The organism is uncultured Dialister sp., assembly GCF_900538805.1.
Classification (GTDB): domain Bacteria; phylum Bacillota; class Negativicutes; order Veillonellales; family Dialisteraceae; genus Dialister.
Genome location: NZ_UPZP01000052.1, coordinates 1 through 14,480, shown reverse-complemented (window position 1 = coordinate 14,480; position 14,480 = coordinate 1). Strand labels below are relative to the sequence as shown.

Here is a 14,480-nt window from a genome sequence, read left to right as displayed (position 1 = left end):
TTTTTATAAACCATTAAAGACTCATCGCTAAAGCTTTTTGGAACCCCCGGTCTAACCGGGGGTTTTCTATAGACAAAGAAAACGCCCATGGAAAACCATGGGCGTCTGCCATTCGGAAACGGATTAACGTTTGGAGAACTGGCTTGCTTTTCTTGCTTTCTTGAGACCGTATTTCTTACGTTCTTTCATTCTTGGATCACGGGTAAGCAGACCTGCGCTCTTCAGTACTTTTCTGTAGTCTGCATCAACGTCCAGCAGTGCTCTGGCAATGCCGTGACGGATAGCGCCTGCCTGGCCTGTACGTCCGCCGCCCTGTACGTTGGCAATCACGTCATAAGCGGAGGTGGTGCCGGTCAGTTCCAGCGGCTGTTTAATAATCAGTTCGAGAGTAGCCAGATCGAAGTAATCCTTCAGATCGCGGCCATTGATTGTAATATTACCCTGTCCCGGTACCAGACGGACTCTGGCAACGGATGTCTTTCTGCGGCCGGTGCCGTAGTATGTAGCTTCTGCCATTTCTTATTTCCTTCCCTTCCGGTTAACGGATATCAAACTTTAATTCTTTAGGTTTCTGTGCTGCATGCGGATGTTCGCTGCCAGCATAAACGTGAAGCTTACGATACATCTGGGCACCGAGCTTGTTCTTTGGAAGCATGCCGCGGATTGCGTGTTCAACAACCCATACCGGTCTTTCACGAAGAGCATCTCCTGCCTTCTGGTATCTGTCGCCACCGATGTAGCCGGTGTAATGGAAGTAAACTTTCTTCAGTTCTTTCTTGCCTGTCAGAATGACTTTGTCTGCATTGATGATGATGACGTTGTCACCGGTATCAACATGCGGTGTGTAGGTAGGTTTATTTTTGCCGGACAGAACTTTGGCAACGTTAGCAGCCAGGCGGCCAACGGTCAGTCCTTCAGCATCTACGATATACCATTTACGGGTAATGTTGCCCGCATTGGCCATAAATGTGGTTTTCATTATAAATGATTCCTCCTGAATAAAAAACAGAACCGCAAGACATCGTCCATCCTCCGGGGCTAGTGGTTTCCGGACAAATCTCACAAGGAGTATTATAACCTTTTCTGATAGGCCTGTCAAATAATTTTTTATATATTTTTTAGGAAATAATGGTTCAAAGGGCGTGGTATCGCCATTGAAGCCGTTCTGCGGTTCGGGTTCAGAAGGTTCAAAGGGTTCAGAGGGTTCAGAGGGTTGTGGATAGCCGCTTCGCGGCAATGTTTATAAAGTCAGCGTCACGGGATTTTATTTTGTGTCGCAAGTGGTATATGACGGAGTGCCAGAGCCCCCTTCCATAGGAAGGGGGTGGCGCCGCAGGTGACGGAGGATAGGGGCGTCAGTTCTTTTCTCAAATTTTCGGTATTCCTCAGGGCTTCGCCCTCCTTTACTTTATACTTTACCACTTCTCACCCTCGCCGCCAATGTTTCTTCCCTAGGAACCATGAACCAAGGAACCAGAAAATGGCCTTTCTTGGCTATATAATATTTCTATAGCAGCTATTGGATACTTTCTATATCCGTCTCATGTGTACCCTCCTTCTTTTTCTTTCCTCTTTTCCACTGTTTATATATGTATTATATAAAATATTTTCTGCCTGCGTCGGTTGTATAGAATTATCACTTAAAATCATAGTAAATTGGGCTTGTATTATTTCAAAGAATAGCAGAAATCGGTTACTCTTATTTTTCTCCAATTTCAAAAGAGTATATCCTATTTCCCCTATTGACGAATTCTTTTTTTCGTTGTATTCTGTTATGCGTGTGAAGCAACGAAGTAGAAGCAAATGGCATTGTATATGAGCAATACTCATAATGTGAATCATCCATTACAAATAGTCATGACGCTTCAAAACGAGAGGAGATGGATTCCATAGGATAGCGGCTCTATTCTTTATGATTTGTACTACTTGAGACAATCCATGAATATTTCATGGAAATTCACATTTTACCGATTTTTAAGGAGGCATTTCCTTGACTACTTTCTTACTTGCCCTGGCTGCCCTCATAGCCGGCTATTTTATTTACGGATCCATAGTGGACAAACTCTTTGGACCGACGGACAGAAAGACACCTGCCCTCATCCACAATGACGGCGTTGACTACATGCCCCTTCCTACCTGGAAGGTATTCCTCATCCAGCTTTTAAACATTGCAGGCCTTGGTCCTATTTTCGGCGCCCTGGGCGGCGCTCTCTGGGGTCCGTCCGTGTATCTCTGGATTGTGCTGGGAACCATTTTTGCCGGCGGCGTCCATGATTACCTGTCCGGCATGATGTCCATCCGCGAAGACGGCCACAGTATTTCTGAAATTGTTGGCTGCCATATGGGCCACACCATGCTCACCATTATGCGTTTCTTCTCTGTGATCCTCCTGGTGCTGGTAGGCACCGTATTCATGACCGGCCCGGCCATGCTTCTTTCCAAGCTTACCGGCTGGCAGGTTCTCCCCTGGCTTCTGGTGGTTCTTGCCTACTATTTCCTGGCCACCCTTCTTCCGATTGATAAGATTATCGCCCGTTTCTACCCGATTTTCGGTATCTGTCTTATCATCATGGCTCTGGGCATTGCCGGCGGCATGCTCATGGGCGTTGGCGGCCATGTAATGCCTGAAATGGTTCTGGCCAATCTGTACCCCGGTGAACACCAGCTTCCTATCTGGCCCCTCATGTTCATCACCGTTGCCTGCGGTGCGATTTCCGGTTTCCATTCCACCCAGTCTCCTATCATGGCCCGCTGCCTGAAGGATGAACGTCTTGGCCGTCCCGTATTCTACGGCGCCATGGTGGCTGAAGGCATTATCTGCCTCATTTGGGCTGCAGCCGGCGTTACCTTCTTCGACGGCACCGGCGGTCTGCAGGCTGTTCTGAAATCCGGCGGCCCCGGCGGCGCAGTTTATGATATCTGCGTAGGCTACATGGGTACCGGCATCGGTGCAGTGCTTGCCATGCTTGGCGTCATTGCCTGCCCCATCACTTCCGGCGACACTGCTTTCCGCGCTGCCCGCCTCACCCTGTCCGACTGGTTCCACATTGACCAGCAGAAGACTTCCAAACGTCTGGCCTTCGCTGTTCCCCTGCTTGCCATTGGCGGTCTCCTTTCCCAGATTGATTTCAACATCGTATGGCGTTATTTCTCCTGGACAAACCAGACCCTGGCTATGATTGTTCTCTGGACCGGTGCTGTTTACCTTTATCATCAGTGTGCTAACCGCTATGCATGGCTCATGGCCTGCATTCCTGCCACCTTCATGTCCGTAGTTACCTTCACCTACATCCTGCAGGCCAAGGAAGGCCTCCAGATGGATCCTTCCATCACCTATCCCGCAGGCATCGTATTCGGCGCTGTATGCCTCTTCCTCTTCCTGAAGAAGACGGTCTTCAAAAAAGATGCAGAAAGAGAATGCGACGGCACCATGGAATCCACACTGAATTAATCGGTTTTTCTTTACTGCAATAAAAAATCCCGCGATCTGCGGGATTTTTTTATTGCCTTTTCAGGGCCCCTTTCTTTCGCAGTAGGCCCTCCATTCACAGAAGCGGCAGCTTTCCGGAAGCCTGCCGTTCACCATTTTCTTCCGGTGGTTGAAATCTTCTGCCAGGATGCGATGAGCAATTCTATCAAATGATTTCATCCGCTCTTCCACCTTTTCCGGATTTCCTTCCACCTCCAGCAGCGGCTCCTCCGCTTCTCCGGTGAAATAAAGAAGAAGCTTTCCCACCGGCGCTTTCAGTTTCTTTTCCACCAGGTAGGCATAGATTTGGAGCTGGCTTTCGTACCTGGCAAAGAGGTCACTCTTCCGGTCGGGCTTCCTGCCTGTCTTGAAATCGATGATGTCCACCAAACCTTTCCCGCTCTGGAGAAGGTCGATGGTGCCGTTTAGGATGTAATCATCCTTCACCAGTTCCAGCGGATATTCCGCTTCCCGTATCATGGACCAGTCCCCCTGGCGGTAGGAAATATATCCAAGCACCTCCCCAAAAGCCCTGTCCAGCTCCTTTTTAGAAAGCCAGGTATTTTCCGCCTTGGAGAGGGCCTGGTAGTCCGCCATGAGCCAGGCGTATACATTGGCCGGCGTAAGCCTTTCCTTCTGCCCGGAAATCACCGCCCGGTGGATATCTTCGATGGTTTCATGAACCAGGGTGCCATAGAGAAGGGAGAGTCCCCGCACCGGTGCAAACCGGTATACCCGGCTGAGCTTGTACTTCAGGGGACATTCCTCATAAAGCGCCACCTGGGAGGTGAAGGAAATACGGGGTTTGAAATGACCCTTTTCCACGGGCCGGAACTTAAGCTTTGTGAAATTGATTTCCTTTCTGTCAAATTCCGGCAGGCTGGAGAGGGGCTTCCGGAAGACCGGGGAAGGCTGCTTTCCTTTTTTTATGCAGCACGCCAGGGCCAGCACCGTTTCCGCCCGGGAAAAGGCGGTATAGTACTTCCTTCGAAAATCAAAGTCCCGTATATCGCTGTAGGGCTCATAGGAACGGCGGCCTGTCATCTTTTCCACCACCCTTGGAATAAGGGAATCCTCGCCCCTGGGATTTTCGTGGAGGGAAGCCACGATGACCACCGGATATTCCAGTCCCTTGGACTGGTGAATATTGAGAAAGGACACCTGTCCTTTGGGAGCATAGGCTTCTTCATCTTCATATTCCCCCACCCCGTTTTCATACCAGAGCCTCAGGTAGCGGGAGAAGAAAGTATATACATCCTCCAGCGTTTCCTTGCCGTAACCATGATTTTCTTCAATGAAGCAGTCAAAGCGGCTGATGAGCCTGGTCATGGAGGAGAGATTTCTGGCTTCATTGCATTCTCCCTTTCCCGCCTGGTCGATAAAGCCGGAAAAGGGCGGGAAAGACAGGATTTTGTAGGCCATGGGAAGCAGATTTTCAGGAAGCTTCTTTTCTCTTTCTATTTTCCTCTTCATAGAACGAAGCCACCGGCCAAGTTCCTCGTTTTTCTCCATCATGGTTTCCGCCATGGACAGGAAAAGAGCATAGGTGCCCCGGATTCCCTCGGTTTCATCCATCACCCTGTCCTGCCCCAGTTTGCGCCGGATGGCGGAGAACATATAAAGCAGGCATCCCAGGAACCAGGCCACTTCCTTTCTTTCAAAAAAGTGGCCCGACCGCGGTGCATATACGGCAATATGCCTTTTATCCAGGGCATATTGGAGGCGAATGGAGGTATCGCCCTTCACCGAATCAAAGAGCAGTGCCACCTGGTTATAGTCCGATATGCAGCCCCTCGTTTTCAGTTCTTCAATGAAATCGCACACCCTGTCTTCAAAAAGGGCGTCATTTTCCTCCGCCGTAATCCGCACCACCGAAGGAGCAGCCGCCTTTCCGCCGGCAGATTCCACCAAGCCCTTTCGATAGCGGTAGAGACGGCCCATGCGTTCCCAGGAAAACCAGTCGGGCTGGGCCATCCAGTGCATGCAGAAGGAAACGATGCCCTGATTGGAGCGGTAATTGGTGTGAAGAGTAATCACATGGCAGCGGCCGCCGAATTGCTGTGGAAACTGCAGGATATTGGCCACCGTGGCGCCGCGGAACCGGTAAATGCTCTGGTCATCGTCACCTACCACGAAGATGTTCCTCTCCCTGCCGCCTAAAAGCTGCACCAGCCGCTCCTGGATATAGTTGGTGTCCTGGTATTCATCCACCAGAATATACTTGATTTTCTCCAGCACCCGGCGCCGTACGTTTTCCTTTTCCGAAAGGATGTAGTACGCTTCTGTCTGGAGCTTGGTGAAATCCAGGAAATTCTTCTTCTTCGCCAGCTTTTCATACCGTATCATCATCCAGCCCAGCACCCGGATTTTTTCATCACCGCTCCTTGTCATGTCCTCCGGATTCATCAGTTCTTCCGACAGGCGGTTCACATACTGGCAGATGGTGCGGCACCTCTTCCACGGCGCCACCTTCACTTCCTCTTCGGCCCTGTTAATATAGGAAGACCGCACCACCATCTCAAAGTTTGGAATCTTTTCAAATTCCGCCAAATGCTCATACACCATGTACTGCTGTTCGAACTGGTCCGTTTCAATGAAATTTCTCTCCAGCCTTGTGTATTCCCGAAATTCCTTCAACAGCCGGCGGCAGATATGATGAAAAGTGCCGATGTACATTTCATGGAGGTTGGTTTCAATGCCCTGCCGGGACAGCTCATTGGTGAGCCTTGTCATGAGCTCCTTAGACGCCTTCACCGTGTAGGTCACAATCATAATCTGCTCCGGCTTCACCTTCCTGTCCCGTATGAGGTAAAGCACCCGCTGGATGATGGTATAAGTCTTTCCCGTTCCCGGTCCCGCAATAACCAGGGTAGGTCCTTCGGAATGGATGGCATCATACTGGGCCGTATTTTTTAATCTTTCCATAGAAAGCTCCTTTATGAAATGGAAATACGCAAATCAGCAGCGGTTATCCTTCCCAAAAAGAAAAAGAATAAGGAGAATAGGAATCCCCGGCACATAGGCAAAGGAATACCGGAATACCGCAGAGGCCGGCGTGGAAACAAGCAGGGTAAGCGTATTGGCCAGAAGGGGCAGCGCCGCCGGAATGAATCTTTTCCTTCCGCCGCACCGGAAGAGGAGGCAGAGGAAGAGGGTCATCCAGAGGCAGAGCCCGCTTCCCAGGAACCGGCTGCCGGAATAGGTATAATCTCCAAGAAACGACTTCAGCCTGAAGGGCATGGGGAAGTCTCCCAGAGCCAGCATATCATTGTCCGAAGGCACCATATGCATCGTATTCTCATCGGACAATGCCCAGCCGAAACGGGACTGCACGCCATGTTCCAGAGGGTCCAGATTCCACAGGGCATAGGTTTCCGTCATCCAGCCTTCCATATAAAGCCCTGGATTCTTAAGGCCCGTATCCGCCCAAGCTTTAAGGAAATCAGCCTTTTCCCGATTCAAATCATTCCTTTTGAAATCATCGTCCCATTTCACAAAGTCCACGGTGGCAGGGGAATAGTTCTTCCTCCATTTGTCCTCCGGCAGCAGATGATTCATGAGCACCGCCGTTTCTTCGCTTCGTTCTCCTCCCATCACCAGCACCCGCCCCATCTGCTGGAGCGGTATGGCCATACTCTCCTGAAAAAGGGGCTGCCAGTCATGGTAAGAAAGTATAAGCCGCCCGGGAACAATGGCCGCCACGGCACAGAGCAGAAAAACGGCAGCTTCCTTTTTCCCGCTTTTTCTAAGAAAAGCAGAACATACCGACAGAAGGGCCGCTATAAAAAGGCCGTTGCTCCGAAGAAGCATGAGCGAAAGTGAAAGCAGAAAGAAAAGGACATATTCCTTTTTCCCCCAGGCTTCTTCTGCCATAAGCACCATGGAACCCGCCAGGGCAAGGGAAAAAAGGCCGTCCCGCACCGCAGCGATGCCATAATTTCCTACCATGGGAAGAAATGTGAAATAAAAATAAAGCGGAAGGGCCGGCTCTTTTCCAAACCTTTCCTTCACCCAAAATACGATTCTTGTAAGGCCGTAGGCATAGAGCAGGAGCTGGCAGAAGGAGAAAATGAATATGACCGGCTCCCTTGTACCAAAAATGTGCTTACCTAAAGAGGCGCCATAGCCGTAGACCAGAGAATAAAGCCAGGGAAACTGCACCCCTCCGTAAAGGGGATTTTCCATCATAAAAAGGGTATCATTCATGCCCGGCGCAGGGTACAGGGCCAAAAGGAAGGGCATCTGCCAGAGAGCCATGAAAAGGAATGCCGGCAGGAAGAATTCTCTTCCCCTGCTTTCTTGCCCCTCACGGGGCAGGGTAAGACAGAACCTCACAAAGGGAGGAAGCACTATCGCAAAAAGGAAGAAAAGAAGAAGCAGCACCATTCCATCCTGTAACGAAAGGATATCATTTCCTGCCTGTGCCACCTTCTCCCCCATGCGGTCGATTTTAAAAGTATACCAGGCGGCGGGAGACAGAAAGAAGGAAAACACCATCGACGCCCGGCAGGGCGTGTCCCAGCGGAAAAGTTTCATCCATTTTTCCTCCTTTCAATCCTTCCAATGGGTATAGCCGTCATCCTTTACAGACCGACCTGAAAGGAGGGCATTTTCCATATCCCTCCGAGGCACCATCATGGTTTTCGCCCACTTTGTTTCCCCATACTTTCCTTCCGGCAGGAAAGGAAGGAGCAGGAAAAGAGGCATGCAGAGGGGGAAGAAATACACATACCGGTACACGAAAGCCGCCGGCGTGGCAATCATCAGCGTCCCCCAGAGAAGACAGGCCGGCAGGAGCACCAGGAAGCGGCTGTACTGGCGCCGGTAGAAAAGAAGGAGCCCTATGCAGAGGGTAATCCACAAACAGGTGCCGGCCCCCAGGTAGCGGCTGTGATCCCAGAGATAGCGTCCCAGCTTTTCCTGGGTATCCTTCTTGAAGAAGGTATGGATGTCGGCGGTCTTATAGGCGTTATTATGGTCAGGACTCAGGCCGTTCTTCAAATCACTTTCCGAAAAGGCCCAGCAGAAACGGGACTGGGTCATTTCATCGGGTGCAGGAAAGGCCCAGTAGCCGTAAGTGGCAAAAAGCCAGGCCTCCACATAAACCTCCTGATTCCTCTTTCCCACCGACTTCCAGGCCTTCCAGAAATCATCGGGATGGCTGTTGAAGTAGTAGAAATCAAAATCGCTGTTCCATTTAATCAGGTCCACCGTGAAAGGATCATACCATTTGGCAATGCGGCCGGGAATCATCATTTTCACGGAATAGGCTTTTTCCTCCTCCGTCAGCGGCACCCCCACCGCCACGGCCCGGGAAAACTGCTGCAGCGGAATACCCACCCTTTCCTGGAAAAGCTGGGGCAGGTCAAGAATCTGCTTAATGGCCACGTCGGGGGTGATGGAAATAGCAATCATCACAAGGCCGGTAAGCAGAAGGTTCATGCGAATCCGTTTCATTAGAATCACAAGGCCCGCCAGCATGACGATAAACACATAAATTCCGTTATTTCTAAGAAGCATCATTCCAAGCCCCGCCAGAATGAAAAGGCGCTTATTCGCCGCCCAGGCATTTTCCTTATAACCGGAAACAAAGGAAGTGACAAGGGGTATCCAGAGCAGGATGGTCACGGAAAAAAGCACATCCTTCACATTGGAAAAGGACATGTTGGCAATCATGGGAAGAAAGGCGTAGTACAGGGTGAGAAGCGATGTAATCCACAAACGTCCGGTCCTTCTGTAAATCCAGGAGAGGCAGTAGGAAATACCTGAAGCAAAAAGCACCATCTGGATAAGAGACGCCGCCGCCAGCCCGTAGGAGGTGGTGTGAAACAGCATATCCGACGCCTGGGTGAGTCCGTAAATAAACATGCAGTAAATAAAGGTATGCTGCCCTGTGGCCCAGATGCCGGCCCGCATGATGTCTGTGGTATCATTCATCCCTGTCCCCGGATAGAAAACAAGGAAAAAGGGCATCCACGCCAGAAGAAGGAGCGCCGCAATGAGGGCAAAAGGCGAATCCGTAGGCTTCCCGTCCACCCCAAGCCGCAGGGAAAAGGACGGGAGCGCCCCTGCCTCTTTCATAAAAAGAGAAAGAACTCCAAAGGTCAAAACCCCCAGCAGCAGCACCTCCGGCACATGGGAAACATGGAGAAGGGACTCCCTGTTCCAGGGAGAAGACCCGGGATGCCAGCCGATACGCCAGGTATAAAATTCACAAAAGCCCATGCACAGGGAAACTACCCCGGTGAGCAGGGCCAGCCATAGTCTATCTTTATATATATTCATACTTTACCTGCCTTTGACTATGAATATTATACCTTTTCCGGAAAGAGGCTGACAAGATAGAGGGTTCAGAGGGAAGAAAAAGGTTCTCAAGATTGACCGGCCTGCCGGCCGGAGGGTTCTCAGGTTTGACGGGACTTCGCCCCGAGGGTTGTGGTATCGCTCCTAAGGAGCGATAAGTATATAGTCAGCGTTACGTGCTTCCCTAGCCCACCAGCTCACTAAAGAACCCCAGTCAGCGGGAAGGATTGAAAAGGGCAGCCCCGGCGGAAAGCAGTAAGCGGACAGCGGATAGCGGTTACTCCCCACTTTTCCTTTCTCAAAACCACCCCTTCCTATGGTATAATCAAAGAAATGAATATAAGTGTTTCTGAAAGGAGATTACTATGAATAGAGAAGAACGAATCAGAGCCGCCCTGGCCGGCAAAGAGGTGGACCATGTGCCGGTGGGCGCATGGATGCACCTGTCCCAGTTTGACCAAGACCCCATTTCCCTGGCGGAAGCAGAAGCAGACTTTACGGAAAAATACGATTTCGACTATATTAAAATGATGCCCTTCGGCCTGTACAGCACCCAGGACTTCGGCAACCAGATTACCATTTACTGCGACCCCTATAAGGAGCCCATCGTAAAGAAATTTACCATCCAGAGCCCCTCCGACTATGATACCCTGAAGGCCATCCCCGCCATCCAGGGCACCTACGGCAAGCAGATCGAATTTGCCAGGGAAATGGTGAAGAGGAGGAAACCGGGCACTCCGGTGATGCAGACCATTTTCAGCCCCTTCTCCACCCTGAAGAAAATGGCCGGCGACCGTCTCCTCATGGACATGATTAACTATCCGGAATCGGTGCATCACGCCCTTTCCGCCATCACCGCTACCACCCTTGATTTCGTGAGCTATAACATTGACGCCGGTGTGGACGGCTTCTTCTTTGCCACCCAGAACGCCACCCGCTCCGTCATGAACCTTCATGAATTTGAAGAATTCGGCCAGTTCTATGATCTCCAGATTATCAAATCCTACGCCAAAAAGACCTGGTTCAACGCGGTCCACATTCACGGCGAAGACATTTACTTCAATGAAGTGGCCGCCTATCCGGTAAACTGCATCAACTGGCACGACCGCCACACCTGGCCTACGCTGAAAGAAGCCAGGGCCCTTACAGATAAATGTCTCCTGGCCGGTATCAAGTCGGCGCCCTACTTTGTTGACGGCGTTTTGAAGTACGACGATATCATCCTTGACGGCACGCCGGAAGAAATCACGGCCCACGTGAAAGACGCCATCGCCCAGGTAGATGGAAAAGGTCTGATCCTGGGACCGGGCTGCGTGGTCAATCCCAAAGCGCCGGAGGAAAACCTCATGGCCCTTCGGAAAGCAGTGGAAGCATAAGAAATCATATTTCATAATAAAAAACACTCCCGCACGAAAGCAGGAGTGTTTTTATATGTTCTTTATGCTTCCACTGCCTCTCCATCGGAGGGTTCCGGAATCTTCCCTTTCAGGTCATGGTCTGTCATGGCACATACAGCGGAGTCGGACCACACGTTTTCTGCGGTTTCAATCATATCAATGATGGTGTAGATAGGAAGGATAACGCCCATAATGCCGATGGGGGCACCGATACCGCTCATGAGGGACAGGGTCAGGAAATAGCAGCCCATGGGGACACCGGCATTGCCGATGGCCGCCAGTACAGCTACGAAAAGCCAGGTAATCATGGTGGCCATGGACATTTCATAGCCTGCATTCTGCATGACGAAGAGGGATGTTACCAGGATGAAGGCAGCACAGCCGTTCATGTTGATGGTGGTGCAGATAGGAAGGACGAAGCGGGAAACAGCGGGATTGGCCTTCATGTTGTGTTCTGCAGAAGCCAGTGTCACCGGCAGGGTGCCGGCGGAGCTCTTGGTGAAAAGGGCTACTGCAATGGCAGGAGACATTTTCTTGAATACATGGATAGGATTAAGTCCCCTTGCCAGAAGGAAAATAGGAATAACAATGAAAAACTGGATCACATTGCTGCCGATAATGACGGCGGTGTATTTCCCCAGAGCTCCCACAATGACGCCTGCCTCAATCTGGGCGGAAAGCTGGGCGGAGAAAGCCAGAATACCTACGGGGAGAATGAAGAGGAGCGCACGGATAAGGGTGAAGAGCAGTTCCTGGAAACCCATGATACCCTTCATCAGGATTTCCCGATTCTCCGTCTTCGGCATAAAGGCAAGGCCCAGGCCGAAGGCAGCGGCGATCATCATCACCGCCAGCACATTGCCCGACAGGAATGGCTGGAGCAGGTTATTGGGGATAACGCTTAAAATATGGTCATAATAAGTAAGATGGCCCAGCTTCTGGGGCACATTGGCAGTACCGGCGCCGATAATATCAGCAGGAAGATTGCCCGGTGCAATCCAGAGATACATGGCAAGGCCGATACCTGCGGCACAGATGGTGGTCAAAAGAGTATAGGTTACAGCATGGGCAAAAATACGTCCCGTTTCCTTTTTGCCTCCCAGCTGGGCCAGGGTGGTAATTACCGCCAGGGCAATGGTGGGCACCGCAATAAACTGGAAAAGACGGGTAAATACAGTGGCAATAAAGGTAAATAATTCATTCAGCGGCTTGATTCCCAGCCAGCCCAAAGCAGCCCCTGCCACCAGGGCCATCATCCAGAGAACGAACTGGCGGCCCTGTTTGTTTTTCTTGTTGGCCTCCAGCGCCTTTTGTGCAGCAGCCTGCACTTCCTCATTTTTCTTCATAAAAAACCTCCTGAAACGAAACGATATTATAACCAAGGAACCATCTCCGCGCGGCAGCCATAAAAAAAATCCTCCATCCCTTTGGGACGAAAGATTCGTGATTACCACCCAGATTCACATACATGTCACCATGCATGCCTCATGAGGTTTCCTTCCTTGTAGAAACCATGATTCTGTAACGGGAATGCCCGGAAAGGCATACTGGATTCCGCCTTTCACGCTCAGAAACGCACTTCGATAACCCCTGCCCCGTCCGCTTCCACTCTCCGGACTCGCTTGAGGGACTTCCAAAGAAATCTACTCTTCTTCTTCATCGCTATAAGTGCTCATACTATAACATGATAAAATGTCCATGTCAAGATGGAATTTATGAAATAGAAATTTCTATACCAGCCGTTTCCTCCATACCCCCTGGTGCCAGCGCCAGAAGAAAACAATGCCCCTGCTGCATTCATCCGCCGCCATGGCAATCCATATACCCGCAAGGCCCCAGTACAGATGGACCCCCAGAAGCCAGGCGCCGAAGGTGGCCACGGACCACATGAATATGATGCCCACCGTCACCGGCGCACGCACATCACCGGACGCATTGAGAGCCATGACCATGCACATATTCACAGCCCGGCCGATTTCGAGGAAAATTTCAATGAAAAGAATGGTTTTCCCCAGCGCCAGCACCTCCGGGTCATGGGTAAAGATGGACAGCACCGAATCGGCATTGAGATAAAGCATGGTGGCAATGGACCCTGAAAGCACCATGGCCACAGAAATGGTAAATTTCACCCGCCGGTCCACTTCCTCATTATCGCCGGCTCCTTTAAAATAGCCCACCAGAATCTGGGTGGCCATGGCCAGGGACTGGGAATAAACGTAGCTCATCATGGCGATAATGTAGCAGTACACCTTGGTGGTAATGACTACCACGCCGAAAATATTGACGAACTTCATAATCACCGTCTGGGACAGCTGGTACGAAAAGGTTTCGCCGCCGGAAGGAATGCCCAGATACAGAATCTTATGGAGCGTATCCCAAGGAAAAGGAGACAGATACTTCAAAGAAAATCGAACCGGCGTATACCGGTGAAACAGACAGACAATCAGGAAAAAGCCGATAAATTTGGAAATATTGGTGGAAATACACACCCCCGCCACCCCCATGGAGGGAATGGGACCCAGGCCGTGAATCAGGACCATGTTTCCTGCAATATTCGTAATATTCATCACCATGGAGCACAGCATGGTGAGCTTCAGCAGGGCAAAGCCCCGGAGAAAGGAAATAAAAGCCATGTACATGCTCTGGATAAAGACAAAGAGACCAATCCAGCGGATATACAAGGACGCATCCTTCCAAATTTCCCGGGGAATGCCTAATGCGTTAAGGAAGAATTCATCGAAGAAGAAAAGAGCCATACTGATGATGAGCCCCAGCACCAGGTTTGTAAAAAGAGCCACCGTACAAACCTCATTCACTTTCCCCATATTCCCTGCGCCCCGGTGATGGGCGATAAGGATAGTGGCTGCCTGGGACAGCACCGCCAGTGTAAGAATGACCAGATTAAACACCACATTGTCATTTCCCACGGCCGCCACGCTGTCCTGTGAATACCGGCTCAGCATGAACTGATCCACATTGGGAACCATCATCTGGAGAGCCGTTTCAATAAAAATGGGGACGGACATGGAAAACACCGTCCACCGGCTCTGATATAATTCATGGGATTTCATGGAAATACCCCTCCTGTAATAAGCCTGTTCAGGTTACCTATGATACCATCTGCCTGCTACAGCCGCAAGGAAATATGATAAAGCAGTAAATATTCAGAATTTTTTTGCATGCCCCCCTTGAAAAATTCCGTCCCATAAGGCATAATAGACTACGTCAGAGTTATGGGCGATTAGCTCAGCTGGGAGAGCGTCTGCCTTACAAGCAGAATGTCAGCAGTTCGATCCTGTTATCGCCCACCA

9 protein-coding genes, 1 tRNA gene and 1 other annotated feature are annotated in these 14,480 nt (G+C 50.6%); of the genes, 3 read left to right on the top strand and 7 right to left on the bottom strand.

Annotation, left to right across the window (positions count from 1 at the left end):
* Positions 1–123: 123 nt before the first annotated feature.
* Complete coding sequence (gene rpsI, locus QZQ29_RS05940) at positions 124–516, bottom strand: 30S ribosomal protein S9 (protein ID WP_296961063.1); 393 nt, start codon at positions 514–516, stop codon at positions 124–126.
* A 22-nt stretch (positions 517–538) separates the two neighbouring features.
* Positions 539–979 (bottom strand): 50S ribosomal protein L13, encoded by a 441-nt coding sequence (gene rplM, locus QZQ29_RS05935; protein ID WP_296961060.1) that lies wholly within the window; start codon positions 977–979, stop codon positions 539–541.
* A 1,011-nt stretch (positions 980–1,990) separates the two neighbouring features.
* Here rplM and QZQ29_RS05930 point away from each other — a divergent pair.
* Positions 1,991–3,451, top strand: a complete 1,461-nt coding sequence (locus tag QZQ29_RS05930) for a carbon starvation CstA family protein (RefSeq protein ID WP_296961055.1) — start codon at positions 1,991–1,993, stop codon at positions 3,449–3,451.
* 60 nt (positions 3,452–3,511) lie between these two features.
* On the opposite strand, the gene QZQ29_RS05925 is transcribed toward QZQ29_RS05930, so the two are convergent.
* The 3 genes from QZQ29_RS05925 to QZQ29_RS05915 are packed head-to-tail and all read right to left on the bottom strand — an operon-like array spanning position 3,512 to position 9,754.
* Positions 3,512–6,394 (bottom strand): ATP-dependent DNA helicase, encoded by a 2,883-nt coding sequence (locus QZQ29_RS05925; RefSeq protein ID WP_296961051.1) that lies wholly within the window; start codon positions 6,392–6,394, stop codon positions 3,512–3,514.
* A gap of 33 nt (positions 6,395–6,427) precedes the next feature.
* Positions 6,428–8,005 carry a DUF6020 family protein gene (locus QZQ29_RS05920; RefSeq protein ID WP_296961048.1) on the bottom strand — a complete coding sequence of 526 codons (1,578 nt, stop codon included), beginning with the start codon at positions 8,003–8,005 and terminating at the stop codon, positions 6,428–6,430.
* Between the two features lie 15 nt (positions 8,006–8,020).
* Positions 8,021–9,754: a DUF6020 family protein gene (locus QZQ29_RS05915; RefSeq protein WP_296961045.1), complete on the bottom strand. Its 1,734-nt coding sequence runs from the start codon at positions 9,752–9,754 to the stop codon at positions 8,021–8,023.
* 383 nt (positions 9,755–10,137) lie between these two features.
* Here QZQ29_RS05915 and QZQ29_RS05910 point away from each other — a divergent pair, with 383 nt between their 5' ends.
* Positions 10,138–11,148 (top strand): uroporphyrinogen decarboxylase family protein, encoded by a 1,011-nt coding sequence (locus QZQ29_RS05910; protein ID WP_296961044.1) that lies wholly within the window; start codon positions 10,138–10,140, stop codon positions 11,146–11,148.
* A gap of 62 nt (positions 11,149–11,210) precedes the next feature.
* Here the strand turns inward: QZQ29_RS05910 and QZQ29_RS05905 are convergent, their stop codons facing one another.
* The gene (locus QZQ29_RS05905) at positions 11,211–12,515 is read right to left on the bottom strand and encodes a dicarboxylate/amino acid:cation symporter (RefSeq protein ID WP_296961039.1); all 1,305 of its coding nucleotides are present in this window, start codon (positions 12,513–12,515) and stop codon (positions 11,211–11,213) included.
* A gap of 79 nt (positions 12,516–12,594) precedes the next feature.
* Positions 12,595–12,838 (bottom strand) — a binding site (T-box leader).
* 61 nt (positions 12,839–12,899) lie between these two features.
* Positions 12,900–14,240, bottom strand: a complete 1,341-nt coding sequence (locus QZQ29_RS05900; protein WP_296961038.1) for an MATE family efflux transporter — start codon at positions 14,238–14,240, stop codon at positions 12,900–12,902.
* Positions 14,241–14,404: 164 nt separating this feature from the next.
* Between QZQ29_RS05900 and QZQ29_RS05895 the strand changes: the two genes are divergently transcribed.
* Positions 14,405–14,480: transfer RNA gene (locus QZQ29_RS05895), tRNA-Val, on the top strand.

Bases quoted from the DNA above. Each gene is read 5' to 3' on its own strand.
- QZQ29_RS05910 (WP_296961044.1), top strand. From the start codon at position 10,138: ATGAATAGAGAAGAACGAATCAGAGCCGCCCTGGCCGGCAAAGAGGTG.
- QZQ29_RS05905 (WP_296961039.1), bottom strand. From the start codon at position 12,515: ATGAAGAAAAATGAGGAAGTGCAGGCTGCTGCACAAAAGGCGCTGGAG.
- rplM (WP_296961060.1), bottom strand. From the start codon at position 979: ATGAAAACCACATTTATGGCCAATGCGGGCAACATTACCCGTAAATGG.
- QZQ29_RS05915 (WP_296961045.1), bottom strand. From the start codon at position 9,754: ATGAATATATATAAAGATAGACTATGGCTGGCCCTGCTCACCGGGGTA.
- QZQ29_RS05920 (WP_296961048.1), bottom strand. From the start codon at position 8,005: ATGAAACTTTTCCGCTGGGACACGCCCTGCCGGGCGTCGATGGTGTTT.
- rpsI (WP_296961063.1), bottom strand. From the start codon at position 516: ATGGCAGAAGCTACATACTACGGCACCGGCCGCAGAAAGACATCCGTT.
- QZQ29_RS05925 (WP_296961051.1), bottom strand. From the start codon at position 6,394: ATGGAAAGATTAAAAAATACGGCCCAGTATGATGCCATCCATTCCGAA.
- QZQ29_RS05900 (WP_296961038.1), bottom strand. From the start codon at position 14,240: ATGAAATCCCATGAATTATATCAGAGCCGGTGGACGGTGTTTTCCATG.